Genomic DNA, 558 nt, shown 5'->3' with positions numbered 1-558 from the left:
TGTCGGCCTCGTCGCTGATCAGCAATTCATGGCTTTCCGCCACCGTCATCTTGCGCTTCTGGCTGCGCCCGCCCAGCTTGCCGAACAGATCGCCCAGATTCATCATGCCCATCTGGCCCTGACCGGTCGGATCAAACGCCCCGAACGGGTTCGAGGTGTCGGCCACTTCCAGCTCGATCACCGTATCGTCCAGCTCACCACGCTTCAGCTTGCCGCGGAACATCTCGCGGGTCTGCTCGCGGGCGTCCTTGCCGGCGATGGCCTCGATCACCCGGTCCTCGGCGGCCTTGAAGGCGCGGGCCTTCACGTCCTCGCGCATCCGGGCGCGGGTTTCCACCATGGCGGCATCCACCAGATCGCGGATGATGCTGTCCACATCGCGGCCGACGTAACCGACTTCGGTGAACTTGGTCGCCTCGACCTTCAGGAACGGCGCGCGGGCCAGCTTCGCCAGACGGCGGCTGATCTCGGTCTTGCCAACACCGGTCGGCCCGATCATCAGGATGTTCTTGGGATACACCTCGTCGCGCAGGTCATCGGCCAGTTGCTTGCGCCGCC

At 65.1% G+C, this 558-nt stretch carries 1 protein-coding gene; it reads right to left on the bottom strand.

All coding sequences use genetic code 11. From position 1 onward, the window contains the following. Positions 1-558, bottom strand: a 558-nt coding sequence (locus RSW2DRAFT_RS17015) for an AAA family ATPase (RefSeq protein WP_008033315.1), incomplete at both ends; no start/stop codon positions are given.

The sequence above is a fragment of the Rhodobacter ferrooxidans genome, from assembly GCF_000176015.1.
GTDB lineage: Bacteria > Pseudomonadota > Alphaproteobacteria > Rhodobacterales > Rhodobacteraceae > Pseudorhodobacter_B > Pseudorhodobacter_B ferrooxidans.
Note: the sequence above shows the minus strand (reverse complement) of the source record. Positions and strands in the feature narration are given on the sequence as shown.